Consider the following 17741-nt stretch of genomic DNA (forward strand, 5'->3'; position numbering starts at 1 on the left):
TGCCCAGGTCGTAGAAGACCGACGGGCCGCTCTTCGTGTCCACGTGCCCGACGATCACCGCAGGGCCCGGCTCACCGGGCGTGGGCCCCCGGTCGCAACGCCGTGCTGTGTTGCAGAAGGCTGGTGTGCACCTCACCGACAGTGAGCATGGCTTCCTCCGCAACGCTGCCACCGACCCGCGCTCATCGCGCGGTATGCGGCTCATGCTGATTGACGTACACCCCTCGCGACCGGCACTGACACGGATCCGCGTCCGACAACCGAGACTCCACGGGTGCGAGTTTCGACCGCCCGGATCCGTATCTGTTGACGGTCATCATAGGCCCGGGGTGAGCGGGAATCCCATGTACGTCGGGCATTCGGAGTGTTCGCGGGTCGGCCGGACGTGACAACTGCTGATATTTTCAATGGTGCGGTCGCCAGCCACTCCCTGGAGTTTGCCGTTCATGAAGGTCTACATTTCGGCCACACAAAAGGACCTGCTGGAATACCGCGCTGCCGTGCACGCCGTGGCTCGCCGCCTGGAGATCGACGACGTGGCCATGGAGGCGTACGGCGCCGACATCCGTCCGCCGCTGGAACGCTGCCTCGCCGACGTGCGCCGCTGCGACCTCTACGTGGGACTGTTCGCCTGGCGGTACGGGTTCCGGCCGCCCGGCCAGGAGTCCTCGATCACCGAGTTGGAATACCGGGAGGCGCTCGCGGCGGGAAAGCCGTGCCTGGTCTTCTTACTCGCGGAGGACACGCCCTGGCCGGTCGACATGATCGACCGGGATGCCGACTGGCAGCAGATCGTCGCCTTGCGCCGTGAGCTCAAGGAGCGTCACCTCTGCGCCTTCTTCTCCGGCGTGGACGACCTCACCGCCAAGGTGACCGCCGCACTGGCCGACGTACGCAGTGGCAGGTCCCCGGCGCGCGAGCCCGCCGACCCGGACACCCACCTGCCGACGGCCGTCCGCAACCAGTACTACAAGCAGTTGTCGCTGAGATACCACACCGTCTCGGTGGACGCGGTCTCACCGCGTCCCACCATCGGCTACCTCACCGTCGGGCTGCCCAAGGTGTTCGTGGAACCCCGCGTCCACGAGGACGCGCGACCGGAGATGCCCCTGGCGTGGTGGCGGTGGGCCGGGTCCACGCCGGGCGACGACGTCGGCGGGCTGCCCGGGGTGGTCAACCCGGAGGAGGTGGAGCGGCTCTGGGAGGAGTACGCGGCCAAGGACGAGCTGTCGCTGTTCGATGTGGTGTCCGACCCGGGCCGGCGCACGATCGTGCTGCTCGGCGACCCCGGCTCCGGCAAGTCAGCGGCCGCGCGGTACCTGGCGCTGACGCTGGCCGAGGTCTGCGTCGAGCCTCGACTGAGTGCGCTGGACCGGTACCTACCCGTCCTGATCGAGCTGCGCTCGTACGCCACCCATCACGGGGACGGCCGGTGCGACGGCTTGCTCGACTACGTCGGCCACCGCCACCAGCAGGGGCTGGCCGGCATCGACCAGGACGTGCTGGAGGCGTACCTGCGCCAGGGCGGTCAGGCACTGTTCCTGTTCGACGGCCTGGACGAGGTGTTCGACCCGGCGCAGCGGGAAGAGGTGGCCGCGCAGATCGCCACTTTCGCCAACGAGTACCCGGGAGTGCTGACAGTGGTCACCTCGCGGGCGGCCGGCTACCAGCGGCACACCTTTGCCAACGCAGGCTTCGACCACTTCACCCTGGAGGATCTCGACGACGAGCAGATCGCGAGGTTCCTCGGCAACTGGTACCGCTACGTGATGCCCACGCCGGCCGCGGAGGCAGAGCGGCAGCGGCGGCAGATCCTCGACGTGGTGGGCAGTTCTCGAGCGATGCGCGAGATCGCCGGCAACCCCCTGTTGCTGATGCTCATGGCGATCGTCGGCCGGGGTCACCCGCTGCCCCGCAACCGACGCCGGCTCTACGCGCACGTGACCGACGTTCTGATCTCCGAGTGGGATGTGACAAAGCAACTGCGCGAGAGCCACGGCGACGTGCCGTCGCTGGACCTGCAGGCGAAGCGTCGGCTGCTGCGTCACCTGGCGTATTGGATGCAGTTCCGGGAGTCCGGCCCCGCTGGAAACTACATTGAGTCCGACGAACTGGCGCGCATCTTCCGGGACCACCTCGTCGCGTTCTACGGCTTCGAAAATGAGCGGGCGCTCGCCATGGCCTACTCAATGATCGACAAATTGCGGCAGCGAAGCTTCATCCTGGAACGTTACGGGCTACGACTGTTCGGGTTCGTGCACCGAGCGTTCCTGGAGTTCTTCTGTGCAGAGGAGATCGTGGACAGATGCGAGCATGATCCAACCAACTGGGGCCTCGATCGTCTGCGTTCACTGTTTCGCGAGCACTGGGCCGATCCGTCGTGGCGGGAGGTGCTTCGACTGGTCGCCAGCGCCCTCCCCGCCCAGACCGCCAACGAGTTGGTCACCCTGCTCGCCACCGAGGCCACCCAACCGTGGCCGCCGCTGAACCTGACCGGGCCGCCGTGGAACCTGGTGCTGGCGGCGCAGTGCGTGGCCGAGGCGCCGCAGCCCGCCGAACTGGCCGACGCGGGCGACGCCGTGCTGCGGCAGGTCGTGCGTCTCATCGAGCATGGCATCTCGGCGGACGACCCGAACCTGGTGGATCTCACCGAGCAGGAGCTGCTGTCCTCGATCCGGGCGCTCGGCCCGAGTTGGCCCGGCCGGGAGATCTTCCTGCACTGGTACCGCCGCCGTGGTGTCCGGACCAGTTGGCGATCCGGCTCTCCCTTCGCCACCCGGATCGCGGCGGTGCTGTCCACCGCCGAGGAGCAGATGGAGGACCTGCTCGTCCGGGAGCTGGGGCAGGGCCGCGAGCGTCAGGCCCACCTCACCCTGGTCGCCGGGCTGGCCGAGGTCGCCGGCCGCCTCGAGGCCACCGGCGGCAGCAGTCGCCGATGCCGGGACATCCTGGTCGCCCAGGCGCAGGCCGAGGTCTCCACCGCGGTACGGCAGGCCGCCGTACGCGCAGTGGTCGCCCACTTCGGCGCCGACCCCGACCTCGTGGACGTGCTGCGCGGTTTCGCCAGTTCCCCCGACCTCGCGGTGCGGGCGCTGGCCGTGCAGTCCCTCGGCACCCGATCCGAACTCTCCGACGACGTCCGTCAGGTGTTGGCCAGAGCCACCGGGGACACCGCCGTCGCGGTGCGGCGGGCCGCCGCCGGAGTGCTCACCGCACGTTGCGCCGACCTGCCGGACGCACCCGAGACGATGCAGCGACTGCTGGCCGCCGACGCCGACCCCGGCGTGGTGCAGTGCGCGCTGAAGGGTCTGCTGGTTCTGCCGGAGTACGCCGAGACCGCACGAACCACGGCGTTGCAGCGGGTCACCGGCGATTCCCCGGACGAGGTCCGACGCTGCGTTCTGACCGAGCTGCTGCCCGAGCGACCCGACCCGGAGAGCACCGAGCTGCTGCTGAAGCTCGCCTGCTCGGACACGTCAGCGCGGGTCCGCGCGGTCGCCGTGCAGCGGTTGGCGCTCGTACCCGACCCGGAGGGGCGCTGCCGGGCCCGGCTGATCGATCAGATCGAGCAGGACGAGGAGTCCTCCGTGCGGGCCGCCGCGGTCACCGCTCTGATCGACCGGGACCGCGCCGACGACACGGGGTGGACCGTGGTGGCCCGCTCGGCTCGCGTCGACGAGGACGCGACGGTACGCCTCGCCGCGGTGCGCGCGCTGGCCGAGGCCTACCCCGACCACCGCACCGGGGAACTGCTGCTGGAGAGCGCTCGACGCGATCCGACCGCGAGTGTCCGGCTCGCCGCGGTCGACCTGCTCACCGGGCGACCGTTGTTCGGTCACGCGACCCGAGATCTGCTCATCAGCCGCGCCTCCCAGGAGCGGGACCCGATCGTCCGGCTGCGGGTCACCCGTAGCCTGGCCCGTCTCGCCGACCCACCGGACCTTGAGGTGCGGGAGTGCCTTGCCGAGCAGGTCAGTCGGGACCCCGACCCGAACGTGTTGTGCGCCGCCGCACAGGCGCTCGCCCGCCACGGCGAAGCCCCGGGCCTGATGGAGACACTGTGCCGGCGGGCACGCCGGGACAGCTACGTCGGCATCCGGTTGGCCGCCGTGCAGACCCTCTGCGCGTACGGGAGCCCGGAACTGGTGACCGACGTGCTGCTGGAATGCGTCGAGGCCGACACCGACCCGACAGTGTTCGACGCCGCCGTGCGCTGTCTGACCGAGCAGGGATCGGCGTCCATGGCGGTGACGCTGCGACTCATGCGCCGCCTGTCGGACCAGAACCCGGCAATCCGCGCCCGCATCGCCGCCGCGCTCGCAGCGCGGAGCTGCGCCGGCTGGCCCAGCGCCGACCTGACCTCAGCGAGACGCAGCGGGCCGAGGTGGCCCGCACTGTCAACCGGGTGGTCCAACAACTGCTGCACCCCCCGTCGGTACGTGTCCGTCAGCTCGCCGGTGAGCCGGACGGCGAGCGTTACACAGCGGCGCTGCGTCAGCTGTTCGACCTGGAGGTGCCGCACAGCACCCCGGTCGCCGACGTGCCCCGGGTGGCCTGACCGTCGTCAGCGACCGTCGTCGGCGGGCGTCTCGGCGAGGGCCTTGATGCCCTCCAGGGTGGTGAGCATGGCCTCCCGTAGGGCGGCCGTGCGGCGTTCGATGATGACCTCCTCCTGCTCCGGTGCGCGGTCGATGATGAGGCTCAGGCCGGTGCGGCCCGGCCCGATGCGGACCGAGTGGGTCAGTCGACATCCACCCGCCTCCTCGACGAGCCGGAACTGCCAGGTCGAACCCGGACGCTCCGGGTCGGCCGGGCCGCCGCCGAACCGGCCGGCCTCGTCGACCACCACCCAGGCGAACACACGTGGCGCGTCGAGGCGCACCACGTGCGAGACGGTTTGCCACTCGCCCAGCAGGGGGTGGTGGTTCTCCCCTTCGAACCGGGCGCCCAGCGTCGGCCTGTCGCAGTCGTCCAACCACCGCACGCGCCGTAACTCCTGGCTGAACCGCGCGGGCAGTTCGATGTCCGTCACCAGGTCCCACACCCGGGCGGGGTCGGCCGCCACATGCAGGTCACACTCGATTGTCGGGCCGTCGGCGTACCGCACGTCACCGCTCCTCTGTTCGTTGTGGACTCGTGCCGGTCCACTACAGCGCATGACATGATCGGAATTCAAGTGCGCAAATTCGTGGTGGCGTCGAGCGGATGGGTGGTGCCGTCGCTATTGCCTGGACAGGCAATGCGCGGGTTGCGGTGTTATGGGTTGTTGGCCCGCCGGCCTGGAGGCGGCGGCATTGACACACGCCGACATTCATTCCAAGGTCGATGGATTCGTCTCTCCGTCGAAGGGGCCGCAGGATGGTCAGCAACGAGCACAGGTACGTCATCGTCGGGGCGGGTCCCGCCGGCGTTCAACTGAGCTACTACCTACAGCAGCACGGTGCCGACTACCTGACGCTCGAAAGCGGAGACGCGCCGGGCGGGTTCTTCCGGCAGTTCCCACGCCATCGCAGGCTCATCTCGCTGAACAAGGCGCACACCGACAGCACCGATCCGGAGATTCGCCTGCGCTGGGACTGGAATTCGCTGCTGAACGACTCCCCGGACCTGCTGTTTCCGAAATTCAGCGAGGAATACCTGCCGGCCGCCGATGACCTGGTGCGCTACCTCGCCGAGTTCCAACGTGTGCACAAGCTCAACATCCGATACGGCACGACGGTCGAGCAGATCACGCGTACGGGCGACGGCTTCACAGTGCGCACCGACCAGGGTGAGGTGCGCGCGCGCTGCCTGGTCGTCGCGAGCGGCTGGGGCCAGCCGTTCGTTCCGGCCATCACGGGCATCGAGCACGCCATCGGGTACGAGGACATGGTCATCGACCCCTCGGCGTACGACGATCAGCGAGTCCTGATCATCGGTAAGGGCAACTCCGCGTTCGAGACCGCGTCGGCCATCCTCGGCCACGCGTCGATGGTGCACCTCGCCAGCCGGCAACCCCTGCGACTGGCCTGGAACACCAAACACCCCGGGGACGTCCGTGGTCAGTACGGCGCGATCCTCGACAGCTACCAGTTCAAGACGCTGCACTCGGTGCTCGACTGCACGATCGACGAGATCCGGCCGGTCGACGGGCGGTTCCAGGTGTCGATCACGTACACCCACGCCCAGGGGGAGACCGCCGTCCTCGACTACCACACGGTGCTGAGGTGCACCGGCTTCCGGATGAACACCGCGATGTTCGACGAGACGTCCCGACCCGACATGGTGCGGGACGGCCGCATGCCCGGACTACGCCCCGACTGGCAGTCGAGCAACGTCGACGATCTGTACTTCGCCGGCACCATCGCCCAGGCCCGGGACGTCAAGCACGCGTCGTCACCCTTCATCGACGGCTTCCGGTACAACCTCCGTACGTTCACCCGGGTTCTCCGTGAGCGCTACGACGACGTCCCGTTGTCGTACGCGACGACGCCGGCCGACGCCGCGTCGCTGACCAAGCTGATGCTCGACCGCGTCAACTGGTCCTCGGCGCTGTGGACCCAGTTCGAATACCTCTGTGACGTCTTCGTCCGCGACGACGCCAGCGGCGACTTCCACCACTACGAGGACCTGCCGGAGGACTACGCCGTGGAGCGCTTCGGGGCTGCCACGCAGTGGTACACGCTCGCGCTCCGGTGGGGCCGCGACGACTACGGCGACGTCTTCGCCATCGAGCGGCATCCCACCCCCGACCGGGCCAGGGAGAGCGCCTTCATCCACCCGGTGATCCGGCGGTACCGCGGTACCGAACTGCTCGCCGAGCAGCACCTGCTGGAGGATCTGCTGGCCGAGTGGCGGCGAACGGACCGGCACGTCGAGCCCCTGGTCGATTTCCTGACCAGGGACCTCACCAGCGGATCATGACCTCGTCGAGGGGTTTGCGGGAAAGGTCGGGGACGTGGGCGTCCGGCGTGGGATACCCGACGGGCATCACCACGTACGGGCGCTCCTCGGGCGGACGCTCACACACCTCGTTGAGAAATCGCATCGGGCTGGGCGTGTGGGTCAGTGTGACCAGGCCGGCATGGTGCAGCGCGGTGATCAGCAGACCGACCGCCATGCCGACGGACTCCTTGACGTAGTACGGCTTCGGGGTGTTCGGCCCCTGGTGCACCTCGAACACGACGATGACGGCAGGTGCGGTCTCCAGGAACGGTTTCCGCCAGTCGGTGCCGAGACCGGCGATCGCGCCGAGCCACTCCTGCGACGCGCGGCGGTCGTAGAACGCGCGTTCCTCGGCCTCGGCCGCCTCGCGTAGCCGGCGTTTGCGGGCCGGGTCGGTCAGCACGACGAACCGCCACGGCTGCACATTGGCCCCACTGGGTGCGGTCGACGCGGCCCGGATCGCCGCCTCGACCACCCCGTCGGGCAGGGGGTCGCTGGCGAAGTCGCGCACGGAACGGCGCCGCGCCATGCGGTCGGCGAACGCCTCCGCCTCCCGCACCATGTCCGCGGGGGATCGACGCTCGAACTGGATGGGGACCTTGGAAAGCAGGTCTGCGTCGTGCACCTGGAACCTCCCCTGATCCGGCGTGCCGGTTTCTGCGGGAGGGTCACCTGCCGCCGGCATCCGGTGAGTTCAGCATTTCGGAGGCCTGACGGCATGTCGTTACGCAGGTGTGCTGTCTTCGCGGGTCGGCACGTCGGGCGCGGTCCGGGTGGCGATGTCGTCGACCACGTCGGTCAGGCGTCCACGGAGCGCCGCGGCGGCCCGCTGGCGGGTCGCCCCGTCGCCGTCCACGGTGAGCGACCTCAGCCATGCCTCCACCCGGTGGCGGTCACCCGCCTCGTCCAGCGCTGGTCGGGCGAGCGCGACCAGCCGTTCGGCGAGGGCCGTAGCGGGCAGCAGTCGGCCCGTGGCGGCGTCGACGCCGTGGCCGCCCATCCCGTCGCGGGCGGCCCGCCAGTACGCCAGTCGCATCAGCTCCGGGACCAGTTCCGGCCCCTCGTCGCCCCGATCGACGGCATCCCCGGCGACGACCACCAGAGCTCGCACCAGGGCCGCGAGCGCCGCGGATTCGGCGGCACTGACGGGTACGTCGGCCACCCGTACCTCAAGGGTGGGGTGGTTGGTGGACAGCCGGAGATCCCAGAAGATGGTGCCGTGATCGACCAGCGCGCCCGCCTCGAGCAGCATGTCCACGTGGTCGTCGTACTGCTGGGCCGACGTCAGGAACGGGGGCGGGCCGGCCACCGGCCAGCGCCCCCACGTGACACTGCGCCAACTGGCGTACCCGGTGTCGCGTTCGGGCCAGTACGGCGAGTTGGCCGTGAGGGCGAGCAGCACCGGCAGGTGCTGGCGCAGATGGTTGCCGATCAGCACCGCCCGGTCCCGGTCGGGCTGCTCCACGTGGACGTGCACGGCGCAGATGGCGAGCTCGTCGTGCAGCCCACGGTAGGTCGCCGTGCCCCGGCCCTGGCGAGGTCCTTCGGTGAGGGGCGGCGGCACGGCGCGGCCCAGCACCGGCGAGCCGCTGGCGATCACCCGCAGACCCGCCGACAGGGCTGCGGCCTGGACTGCGGCGCGGCCCTCGGCGAGCTGCGCGCCGATATCCTCGACGCTCCGGCACGGGTCGGTTCGCGTCTCCACCTGAAACTTGGTGATCTCACCACCCACCCGGGTGCCGAGGGCCGGGCGTGCGCGGTCGACGACGATGGCCGCCTCCGGGACGAGCTCGCCCCGGTCGACGTCGACGACGAGGAACTCTTCCTCGACGCCGAGCAGGGGAATGGATGATGGCGCACGCTGTCCCGTAGTCATCCGACGCCGACCTCTCGCTGCCGGTCGTGTGCCGGCGGTGAGCACGTTACGTTACGGGATCACGTCGGTGGGTCAAGATCCGCGACGCTCTGGTGTGGACAGCGCTTCGACGAGCCCGGCCAGGAGCGCCGTCCGTTCGGGCATCCGGTCGAGGCAGACATACTCGTCGGCGGCGTGCGCTCCGCCGCCCACCGCGCCCAGGCCGTCCAGGGTCGGTACGCCCAACGCGGCGGTGAAGTTGCCGTCGGACGCGCCGGCCGCGTACGCGCCGACGAGGCTCGGGATGCCGAGCTGACGGGCGACCGACTGGGCCAACTTCAGCAGCGGTCGCGCGAGCTCCTCGGACATGGGGTAACGGTTGATCCCTCCCTGCACGGCCAGCGTCGCCTCCGGCAGGAACGGCACCAGAGCGCGGATGGCGTGATCGACGCGCTCCAGCTCGTCCCTGGTCCAGGCCCGCACGTCAACGGCCAGGCTGGCGCGCTCCGGCACTGTGTTCGTCGTGGTGCCAGCGGAGAGCAGTGTCGGTGTGACGGAGGTGCCGCCGCTGTCCATCGCGCCGAGCGCACCCAAGGTGAGAACCTGGTGGGCCACCTCGACTGTGGCGTTCACTCCGCGCTGCGGTTCGACGCCCGCGTGGGCGGCGCGACCCTCGACGATGACGCGGTAGACCGAACCGCCCTTCCTGGCCACCTTCACCTGCCCGTCCGGGGTGGCCGCCTCGCAGACGAGAACCGCACCCGAACGCCGTGCCTCGCGTTCGATCAGTGGCCGTGACGTGACGGACCCGGTCTCCTCGTCGCAGGTGAGCAGCACGCCGACGGACGAGGTGTCCTCGATCAGTCGTAGTGCCGCGAACATCTGCACGATCCCGGCCTTCATGTCGCAGACACCAGGTCCCGTCGCCACGTCCCTGCGTACGGTGAAGGGCCTGGATCGGATCGTGCCGACCGGGAAGACCGTGTCGAAGTGGCCCAGGAGCAGCACGCGCTGATCGGCGGCCGGCCACAGCAGGTGCGGCAGACCGTCGATCACGACCCGGCAGGCGGGCCGGCCGAGCGCCTCCTCGCCCCAGCGGGCGAGCAGGTCGGCACAGGACTCAAGATGGGGCAGCGAGCCCGGTGCCGACTCGAGCGCGACGAGCGCGCCCAGCCGGTCAACCATGTCTGCCCGGAGCTGCTTCGTCGCGGGGAGCAGCCGGCGTGCGAGGTCCATCGATCCCTCCAGCGTCACAGGTGCCGGACATGGCCGGGCCTGTCCGTCGACCATCGCAGAGGGATCGGGTGTGGTCACCCGTGTCTGTGCTCAGGCGGCTGGCGGCCCGCTGATCGCAGCCCCGTAACCAACCTCGACGATCCGACGTGCGGACTCGGCGTAGGCGTCCCGGCCCTCGGGCGCGAAGGTGCCGAGCCCGTCGACGTAGCGGTTGAACATGCAGAACGCGGCGGCGATCAGGACGGTGTCGTGGATCTCCAGGTCGGTGGCGCCCTCGGCGCGGGCGTCGGCGACGAGTTCGGTGGTGACCTCGCGACCACTGATCTGTACCGCACCGGCGATGCGCAGCAGTGCCCGCAGTTTGGCGGAGATCGGGGCGGTGTCCAGGTCCGCGCGCACCTGGTCGACGAGGGAGTAACCCTCGTCGAGTTGCGCCGCGGCGAACGCGGAGTGCGACGCGCAGCAGAAGTTGCAGTCGTTACGTCCGGACACGTACGCAGCGATCAGTTCGCGCTCACCGGCGGGAAGCGAGTGAGGGGCACGCAGCAGCACCTCGGCCAGTTCGTTGAGTGGCTTCGCCGTCTCCGGCCGGTACCGCATCGGTCCGGAGATGCCGGGAAACTGCTTCTCGTCCAACCCGAGATCGATGTGCGCCATGGTCGTCAAACCCTTCGCTTGTGAGTCACGGCCCCGCCGACATCAACGTCTACAACGGACACAAGCGCGCGCGGCCGTGCGGCTGATGCCGCGCAGCCACGATCCCACTCGGTCCACCGCTCGGATCTCTTCATTTGTGCTCTCTTCCCGTCGAGGTGGCGTCAGGCGCACCGCGACCACATCAGGTGCGGCCGGCCCGCGGTGAGTCGCCCGATCAGGCCGACGGAGTTATGCCGATGCCAGTCATGCGGTTCAGAACGAGTCAGCTGACGGACCTACCCGAGCAGCGTCGCCGCCGCGGTCAGTGTTGCCAGCGACAGCGTTGTGGTCACCACCACCGCCCGGTTGGCCACCGCCTCGCCGACGCCGTACTCCTGACCGTAGATGAACGTGTTCTGCGCTGTCGGCAGGCCCGCGCACACCACCACGGCGAGCAACTGCGGCGCGGACAGGTGCAGGGCCACCCCGGCCGCGTACGCGATGACCGGCTGCGCGACGAGCTTCAGCGCGGTGATCACGGCCAGCTCGCCCGGCTCGGCTGGCTCGGCTGGCTCGGCCTGCGACAGCGCCGTGCGGTGCAGCGACGCGCCGAGCGCGACCAGGGCGGCCGGAACCGCGGCGCCCGACAGCAGGGTGAGTGACGCGCCGGCCGCCGACGGCAGATGCAGGCCGGTAGCCGAGCACGCGACACCGAGCAGCGATGCCAGGATCACCGGGTTGCGTACCGGCAGGGAGGCGATACGGGCGACCCGTACCCGCCCGGCCGGGTCGCTGTGCCGGTCCAGGGCGACCAGGATCACGGGTGTCACCACCAGCACCTGCAGCAGCACCACCTCCGCCAGGAACGACACGTCGCCGAGAACCTGCGTGGCGATCGGGATGCCGAGGTTCGCCGAGTTCACGTACCCGGCGGCCATGCCCCAGATCGGCCGTTCGCCGGGCGTGCGACCGAACAACCAGCTCGCGCCGACCCACCCGAGCCCGATGACCGTGGCGGTGCTTATCCCGAAGGCGAGCAGCGGGCGGCCGGCCAACCCGGACAGCGGCATTCGGGACAGGGCGAGGAACAGGGCGGCTGGCATCGCAAGGTGGAACACGAATCGGCCGAGCACCGACGCCGCCGCTTCGCCCAGCAGGCCCCAACGACAGGCCGCGTAACCGACCGCGGTGAGGATCCAGATCGGTACGAACGCCGTTACCAGGCTCATACGGACATGTGCGTCGATCGGAAAGTCACGCGTTCAGACTCGCACCCAGCCCGGACCGGGCGGATGTCCCGCACCTCAGCAACGTCGCGGAGCAGGGTCACAGGGTGACGTGCCGGCGGGCGGCCATTCTGCTGACCGTGACGTTGATGGCGAAAATCCCGACCACGACTTCGAGGAGCACGTTTCGCGGGTTCCAGTCCCAACCGTAGAGCGTCCAATTGGTCGGCTGATAGGCCAGCATGGGCAGCATCAGCGCCAGAAGGACCGCGCTGGCCGCGATCGACACCCGCACATCAAGTGCCGCGCCCACGATGGCCGCCACCAGCCCGGCGGCCATGATGACCGGAAGGGTCAACCCGTCTGCCCAGCCATTGAGCGGGTTGGGCGTTATGACCGCCATGGTTGTCGTGGCGCCGAGAAGCCAGGTCCATTGTCGCGTGGCCCGTGGTTGGCGCGCTCGAAGGAGCGGCACCATTGTCACCACGGCCAACAGGCATACCCACGTGGAAATCTGCATGATCAGGTAGAGGCCGGTCCGGAGCCCCAGAGCAGAGTCGTACCTTGCCCATGGTTCTACGGCGTACCTCAGGTCATTCGCTGTGGCGTGCCAGATCTCCCAGCCGAAGGCACCAATGGTCAGGGGAAGGGCGAGGCGGTAGCGAGCCCACACCGCGGCGGCCAGCGCGAGAAGCAGCAATGCGGGCGTGACCGAGCTTCGCTCGTACAGAAAGCTGGCCGAATTACCCGGCAACAGCAGCCACAGGCGCCACGTGAGGGGCAGGGCCGTCAGGGCAACGCCGCACACGAGCAGGGACAGCACTGTCGATCGCAGCGCGGAGTGTCGCAAGGTGTCCCGGGAGCGGAGCTGGTCCACACCGGAGCGGACCCGCAGACCTCCCACCACGAGTGCGAGGGACTCCCGAAGCCTCGGGTGCCTCCGGTCCGTCTCGCCCGCGACCAGCAGTGTTTCCAGCATCTCGTCGGCGCGGTACTGCCGGTAGGCCCGAGGGTACGCGCGCAGCAGCCACCGGTAGCGGCGCTCCAGGCCGGTCATGCCGGCGCCGTCCGAGCCGTCGCGGCCGTCGACCGTACGGAACGGTCTCGAACGACCCGTGCCGCAGCGGCCATCCGAGCCGCCTCCTCGCGCAGTGCGGACAGCCCGCGCTCGGTCAGCTCATACGTGCGACGGGCGCGACCGTTGACCACCGCCTCTTCGGCCACCCGCACCATCTCCTCGCCGGTGAGCCGGTCCAGTGCGGCGTACAGCGTGCCGGTCGTCAATCGCACGCGCCCGTCGGACAGCTCCTGCGCACGCTTGACGATGGCGTAGCCGTGCAGCGGGTCGTCCTGCAACGCGGCGAGGATGAAGTACGTGGGTTCCCGCATCGCCGCGGAGGGCTTAGTCATGTCATCAACATAAGCAGACGATCGACCTATGCGTCAAGCTTTGGCGTTCCCCTTGTAGGCGTACCGGGCCGAACCCATCTCGCGCACACGTCAACCCAGTCGCACCAGCTTCTCGCGAGCGCTGGTGCCCGGCCGAGGCGTGAGGACCACGAGACGCAGGTCGGCGTTCTGAGTGGTCAGGACGTTGGCGTCGAGTGGGATGGCGCCCAGGTCCGGGTGCACGGCGGTCTTGTGCGCGCTCTCGTGACTGGCCACCGCGCGGAGGGCCCAGAGGTGGCAGAACCTGTCGTTCCCCGCCATCCGCGAGATCAGCGCCGCCACGTCGGGGTCGTTCGGATAGCGGGCGCTGGTGGCGCGCAGATCGGCTACCAACGACTGCTCGAAGTAGGCGCGCTCGGTGTCGGTCTGCCGGACTCGGGGGTTGCGGGATTCGAACTGAACGATCAGGGCGTTGCGATCGTCGCCGCTGGCCCCTGCGGGGTCGCCGAAGACGGCCGCGAAAAGCCGGTTCCAGTGCAGCAGACGCCACGCGGCGTCGTAGACGGCCGCGGGGGTGTCGCCGAGGTGGTCGATGACGCGGTACAGGCTGCTGGGGATCAGGTGAGGTATCCGGTCAGGGGCCGCGGCGAAGCCGGCGAGGCGCATCAGGTGCGCCTCCTCGTCGTCGGAGAGTCGTAGCGCGCGGGCCAGGGAGGCGCACACCTGGGCGGATGGTGTGGCGGCCCGGCCCTGCTCGAGGCGTGCCACGTATTCGGGGGAGATGCCGGCCAGTGCTGCCAGCTCGCCCCGTCGTAGCCCGACGACGCGGCGGGGTGAGGCGTTTGCGACACCGACACCGACACCGACACCGACACCGACCGCGGCCGGGTCCGTGCGGTCCCGCCAGGCCCGCAGCGCCGCGCCGAGGTCATTCATGAACACCATGATCCGCCATCGGAGCCCATAGCTGGGTGGTACCAGCGGTACGCGGAAGAACTGTGCCTTCCACAGTGGTGGTTGAGCCGTTGAGGATGGAGATCATGAGCAGAGTGACCAGGATGCATCACATCGGAGTGCCGGTCAGCGATCTGGCGCGGTCGGCGAGGTGGTACGAAGACGTCCTCGGCATCGCGCCGACCGGCGTGACGATCTCGGCGGCGAACCCGGGCATCGGTGCGGTCGTCGAGGTCGAGAACGCGTCGATGCGGGCATCGTTCGCACTGGCCGGTGACAACGTCCTTCTGGAACTCATCCAGTACGACAGCCCGGAGCCGAGGCCCTTCACCGGGCGCAACTGCGACGTCGGGGTGATGCACCTGTGTTTCGAGGTCGACGACCTCGACGCGGCGCACCGTGACCTGGTGGAGCGGGGCGTCCACGTCAACGCCGATCCGGTAGTGCTTCAGGACGGGGACGGCGTCGAAGCGGGAGCGCTGGCCGGGACGAAGATCCTCTACCTGCGCGACCCCGACGGCATCCAGTTGGAACTGTTCGAGTTGCGCTCGTAGGAGCGCCGACTCCAGCTGTCGGTGACGGTCGACCCGACCGGGGCACTGCTGTGGATACCATCGATCGACCATGCATCCGGGGACATGCGGAAGTTGATGACAGCTATCAGGTCGGGATTCTTCGTCGCTCGAGAGACGGAGTTGGGCGAGATCGCCTCGGTGACGGGCCCGGCGGCGCAAGGCCGTGGCGGGGCGATGCTCGTTCTCGGTGAGGCGGGGATCGGCAAGTCGACGCTCATCGGTGCGGCCGCTTCACGGCTGGACGGATGGCAGGTGCTGCGGGCCGGCGGTATCGAGTTCGAGAGCGAACTGCCCTACTCGGCCCTGCACCAGTTGTGCGCGCCCGTGCTCGACCGACGCGCTGCGCTCCCCGCGCCGCAGCGGAGCGCGCTCGAGGCGGTGTTCGGGCTGCACGCCGGGGTCACGCCGACCCCGATGCTGGTCGGCCTGGCCGTCCTGGGCCTGCTCAGTGCCGTAGGCCGCCGCCGGCCGGTGTTCTGCACGGTCGACGACGTGCAGTGGACCGACGCCGGCTCGCGGCAGGTGCTGGCCTTCGTCGCGGCACGCGTGGCGGCGGAGCGGGTCGCCATTGTGTTCGCCGCCCGCGACGCCGCCTCGGTGCCGGAACTCGGTCGCCTGCCCGCCCTCTCTCTCACCGGGCTCGCCGACTCGGAGGCCCTCACCCTGCTGCGGTATCGGGCGCCGTTCGGCTACGAGGCGGCGATCCTTCAGCGGATCCTCGCCGAGGCGGCCGGCAACCCTCTCGCCCTGGTGGAGATCGCCCGCGACGCAGGGCCGTTCGGACTACCCGGGGACGGCGGCCATGGCGCGGTGGAGCACCGGTTCGTGAGTCGGTTCCTGCGGCTGCCCGTACCCACGCGCTCGGTTCTGGCGCTGGCCGCGGCGGAGCCGACGGGCGATCTCGTTCTGCTGCGGCGCGCCATGGCGATTCAGGGGCTGGACGCCGCGAACCTGGCGGCGGCCGAGGACAGCGGCCTGTTGGTGATCGGGCCCCGGGTGCACTTCCGGCATCCGTTGGCGCGTTCCGCGGTGTACCGGTCGGCCGGTGTCGAGCCGCGACGGCAGGCGCACGCTGCGCTCGCCGCCGGTACGGACGTCGACGTCGATCCCGACCGGCGCGCCTGGCACCGGGCGAACGCGATCACCGGCCCGGACGAGGGGACCGCGGCAGAACTGGAGCGTTCGGCCGGTCGGGCACAACGCCGCGGCGGATTCGCGGCCGTGGCCGCGTTCCTCGAAAGCGCGGCCCGACTGACACCGGGCCGGTCGGAGCAGGCACGCCGCCTGTTGGCCGCGGCCCGGGCACGGTTGAGTTCGGGGGCACCTTCTGCCGCCCGGGAGCTCGTGAACGAGGCCGAGCGTCTCCAGCCAGAGCCGGCCGACCGAAGCGTCGCGCGACTGCTGCGCGCGACGATCGACTATCACGTGACACGCAGCATCCCGGCGACGATCGCCCTCGTCGACGCTGCCGACGGCGTGGGGCCCGATGACGTCCGCGAGACCTACCTGGAGGCCTTCGCGTCGCTCATGTTCAGCGTCGACGACCCCGGGAGGCTGCGGCGGCTCGCCCTGCACATCCGGGAACGGGTGCCACATCGTCAGCCGCCACGTCCGGTCGACCTGCTGCTGCGGGCGTTGGTCGAGCAGAACCTCCGCCCGGTGGACGAGGCGATGCCGCTGATGCGCCGCACTGTCGACGCCTTCCGGGAGTACGCCCGCACACCCGACGCGGATCCGTGGTGGATGGAGCGTGCCTGCGCGTTGAGCGTCGACCTCGGTGACAGCGATGCCATGGAGGAGATCGTCGACCGTCAGGTTGAACTCGCCAGGGCGCAGGGCGCCTACGCGATCCTTCCCCATGCGCTGCGCTTCCAGGCGGTCGCTCGGACAATCGTGGGTCGATTCGCCGACGCGCAGGTCTGCGTCACCGAGGCGCGTGCTGTCGACGAGGCCGCGGGGACGTCCAACCTCGTGGGGTCCGACCTGATGCTCGCCGCGTGGAGCGGAGACGCCGACCGGTTCCGGGAGATCCGGGAGAAGCTGCGCGGCTGGGTCGGGGTGAACCCGACAGCGCTGCCCTACGCGAACGGCGTGCTGTGCAACGGCAGCGGCGACCACGAGGCCGCGCTGAACGCGTTGCTGCTCGTGCAGGACCAGCACCGGCGTGGCTCGTACGCCGTCACCGCATTCCACCACGAGCTGGTCGAAGCCGCGGCGTACGTCGGACGTCCCGAAGCGGCCACGGAATCGGCGGAGTGGATCGGGACCGTCGCACGGGTCAATCCGAACGCGTGGACGACGGGTGCGCATCTGTTGGCGTGTGCGCTGCTGGACCCGGGGCTCGACGCGCAGGACCGCTACCGCGAGGCGATCAGCCGGTTCGCCGGGAGCAGGATGCGAGTCCACTACGCGCGAGCCCGCCTGCTCTACGGGCAGTGGCTGCGACGGGTTGGCCGCCGCGCCGAGGCACGGGTGGAGCTGCGCGCCGCACACGACCTGCTCTCCACCGTCGGTGCGGGCGGGTTCGCCGCCCGCGCCGCCCGCGAACTGGATGCCATCGGCGGGCCGACCCTGGCCGACCACGCCGATCCGCTGGCGGGGTTGACCGCGCGGGAACTACTCGTCGCTCGCAAGGTCGCCTCGGGCGCGGGTACCAAGGAGGTCGCCGCGCTGCTGTTCGTCAGCCCGCGAACGATCGACGCCCACCTGCGTAACCTCTACCGCAAGCTGGGCATCACCTCACGCCGGCAGCTGCGCGAACTTCTCCGCTGACGGGTCCGGGGCGATCGGGCGACTCACGGCCCCGCCGGCACGAGACCGGCGGGGCCGTCAGTCGGGTCAGCGCCGGGCCCGCTCGTTGGTGCCAGTCGATCACGTCCTCGATCGCCTCCACCACGAACAGTGAGCGCACCCGGGGGTCGCCCAGCGCCGCGCAGGCGGTGTAGC

At 69.9% G+C, this 17741-nt stretch carries 12 protein-coding genes and 4 pseudogenes; 5 read left to right on the forward strand and 11 right to left on the reverse strand.

All coding sequences use genetic code 11. The features are described from left to right. Window positions 1-94, reverse strand: a pseudogene (locus ABZ749_RS09765) (class F sortase); the annotation flags it as partial. Window positions 95-446: 352 nt separating this feature from the next. Between ABZ749_RS09765 and ABZ749_RS09770 the strand changes: the two are divergent. Then, a pseudogene (locus tag ABZ749_RS09770) lies at window positions 447-4109 on the forward strand (HEAT repeat domain-containing protein); the annotation flags it as partial. Between the two features lie 212 nt (window positions 4110-4321). Then, window positions 4322-4639, forward strand: a pseudogene (locus ABZ749_RS09775) (glutamyl-tRNA reductase); the annotation flags it as partial. On the opposite strand, the gene ABZ749_RS09780 reads toward ABZ749_RS09775, so the two are convergent. Beyond that, window positions 4565-5158, reverse strand: a complete 594-nt coding sequence (locus ABZ749_RS09780) for an SRPBCC family protein (protein WP_357225294.1) — start codon at window positions 5156-5158, stop codon at window positions 4565-4567. The pseudogene ABZ749_RS09775 and the gene ABZ749_RS09780 sit on opposite strands and share 75 nt — an antisense overlap. A gap of 200 nt (window positions 5159-5358) precedes the next feature. On the opposite strand from ABZ749_RS09780, the gene ABZ749_RS09785 reads away from it, so the two are divergent. Next, window positions 5359-6903, forward strand: coding sequence for an NAD(P)-binding domain-containing protein (locus ABZ749_RS09785; RefSeq protein WP_357225257.1), 1545 nt, complete (start codon window positions 5359-5361; stop codon window positions 6901-6903). Here ABZ749_RS09785 and ABZ749_RS09790 read toward each other — a convergent pair. The 8 genes from ABZ749_RS09790 to ABZ749_RS09825 all read right to left on the reverse strand — a co-directional run bounded on the left by ABZ749_RS09790 (window position 6887) and on the right by ABZ749_RS09825 (window position 14211). After that, window positions 6887-7486, reverse strand: coding sequence for a nitroreductase family protein (locus ABZ749_RS09790; protein WP_357225300.1), 600 nt, complete (start codon window positions 7484-7486; stop codon window positions 6887-6889). The genes ABZ749_RS09785 and ABZ749_RS09790 overlap by 17 nt on opposite strands. Window positions 7487-7648: 162 nt before the next feature. Beyond that, the gene (locus tag ABZ749_RS09795) at window positions 7649-8800 is read right to left on the reverse strand and encodes a glutamate--cysteine ligase (protein WP_357225261.1); all 1152 of its coding nucleotides are present in this window, start codon (window positions 8798-8800) and stop codon (window positions 7649-7651) included. A 72-nt stretch (window positions 8801-8872) separates the two neighbouring features. Beyond that, complete coding sequence (locus tag ABZ749_RS09800; protein ID WP_357225265.1) at window positions 8873-10015, reverse strand: M20/M25/M40 family metallo-hydrolase; 1143 nt, start codon at window positions 10013-10015, stop codon at window positions 8873-8875. 90 nt (window positions 10016-10105) lie between these two features. Continuing rightward, window positions 10106-10672, reverse strand: a complete 567-nt coding sequence (locus ABZ749_RS09805) for a carboxymuconolactone decarboxylase family protein (RefSeq protein WP_357225269.1) — start codon at window positions 10670-10672, stop codon at window positions 10106-10108. 275 nt (window positions 10673-10947) lie between these two features. Continuing rightward, window positions 10948-11880, reverse strand: a complete 933-nt coding sequence (locus tag ABZ749_RS09810; RefSeq protein ID WP_357225273.1) for an AEC family transporter — start codon at window positions 11878-11880, stop codon at window positions 10948-10950. A gap of 97 nt (window positions 11881-11977) precedes the next feature. Continuing rightward, window positions 11978-12934 (reverse strand): hypothetical protein, encoded by a 957-nt coding sequence (locus tag ABZ749_RS09815; RefSeq protein ID WP_357225276.1) that lies wholly within the window; start codon window positions 12932-12934, stop codon window positions 11978-11980. Next, a complete protein-coding gene (locus ABZ749_RS09820; protein ID WP_357225280.1) occupies window positions 12931-13287 on the reverse strand; it encodes a PadR family transcriptional regulator in 357 nt (118 codons plus the stop codon). The genes ABZ749_RS09815 and ABZ749_RS09820 overlap by 4 nt, the downstream gene beginning before the upstream one ends. Before the next feature lie 90 nt (window positions 13288-13377). Further along, the gene (locus ABZ749_RS09825) at window positions 13378-14211 is read right to left on the reverse strand and encodes a helix-turn-helix transcriptional regulator (protein WP_357225285.1); all 834 of its coding nucleotides are present in this window, start codon (window positions 14209-14211) and stop codon (window positions 13378-13380) included. Window positions 14212-14306: 95 nt separating this feature from the next. Between ABZ749_RS09825 and ABZ749_RS09830 the strand changes: the two genes are divergently transcribed. Beyond that, window positions 14307-14774 carry a VOC family protein gene (locus ABZ749_RS09830; RefSeq protein ID WP_357225288.1) on the forward strand — a complete coding sequence of 156 codons (468 nt, stop codon included), beginning with the start codon at window positions 14307-14309 and terminating at the stop codon, window positions 14772-14774. Window positions 14775-14870: 96 nt separating this feature from the next. Beyond that, window positions 14871-17567 (forward strand): AAA family ATPase, encoded by a 2697-nt coding sequence (locus ABZ749_RS09835; RefSeq protein WP_357225292.1) that lies wholly within the window; start codon window positions 14871-14873, stop codon window positions 17565-17567. On the opposite strand, the pseudogene ABZ749_RS09840 reads toward ABZ749_RS09835, so the two are convergent. Beyond that, window positions 17530-17741 (reverse strand): annotated as a pseudogene (locus ABZ749_RS09840) (hypothetical protein); the annotation flags it as partial. The gene ABZ749_RS09835 and the pseudogene ABZ749_RS09840 sit on opposite strands and share 38 nt — an antisense overlap.

Source organism: Micromonospora sp. NPDC047753, from assembly GCF_040642735.1.
Lineage (GTDB): Bacteria > Actinomycetota > Actinomycetes > Mycobacteriales > Micromonosporaceae > Micromonospora.